The following is an 894-nucleotide window of genomic DNA, read 5'->3' as shown; positions in this document are numbered from 1 at the left end:
CTTCGGAGGGGCGTGGAGGGGCGTGGAGGGGTGTCGGACGCGTCAGGGGCGCGGGGCGCAGCCCAGGACGTGCGCCTTCACCAGGTCCGCGATGCGCGGATCCCGCCGACGGAACGCCTGCACCAGTTCCTCGTGCTCCTCGGCGTACGACTGCTGCACGGTGCCGAGCCAGCGGATCGACAGCGCCGTGAACACCTCGATGCCGAGGCCCTCCCAGGTGTGCAGCAGCACGGAGTTCCCGGCCGCGCGCACCAGCTCCCGGTGGAAGCCGACGGTGTGCCGCACCTGGGCCGTGCCGTCGCAGGCCCGGTCGGCCTCGTACAGGGCGGCGACGTGCGGTTCGAGCGCCGAGCAGTCCTCGGCCAGCTTCCGGGCCGCCAGTTCCGCGGCGATGGCCTCCAGACCGGCCCGCACGGGATAGCTCTCCTCCAGATCGGCCGCCGTCAGGTTGCGCACCCGGACGCCCTTGTTGGGCGCGGACTCGATCAGCCGCAGCGACTCCAGCTCGCGCAGCGCCTCGCGCACCGGCGTCTGGCTGACCTCCAGCTCGGTGGCGATCCGGCGCTCGACGATGCGCTCTCCCGGCTGCCAGCGCCCGCTGACGATCCCCTCCACGATGTGCTCGCGGATCTGTTCGCGCAGCGAGTGGACGACGGGCGCGGTCATGAGAGCTCCTTCGAGCGGGGGCCGCCCATCGGCCCCGGGGCGTTGACGTTTAGACAATACGGCCGGGGGCCCGCGCAGGAGAGGCGCGCGGGGGCGCTTTCACGCAGGTGAGACGAGACTTACACGCACGGGGCGGGACGCGCCCGCCGGCCGGCCCCGAGCCCGCGCGCGGGCCCCTGCGCGGGCTCACGGCGCACCGCCCCCGCCCGCCCGGGCACGGGCCCGCGC

1 protein-coding gene is annotated in these 894 nt (G+C 74.7%); it reads right to left on the bottom strand.

The features are described 5' to 3' along the window. Window positions 1-42: 42 nt before the first annotated feature. Complete coding sequence (locus KMS84_RS38630) at window positions 43-666, bottom strand: GntR family transcriptional regulator (protein ID WP_256921228.1); 624 nt, start codon at window positions 664-666, stop codon at window positions 43-45. Window positions 667-894 lie beyond the last annotated feature (228 nt).

The organism is Streptomyces hilarionis (assembly GCF_024539675.1).
In the GTDB taxonomy this organism is placed as follows: Bacteria; Actinomycetota; Actinomycetes; order Streptomycetales; family Streptomycetaceae; genus Streptomyces; species Streptomyces hilarionis.
This window is presented reverse-complemented; position numbering and strand designations above follow the sequence as displayed.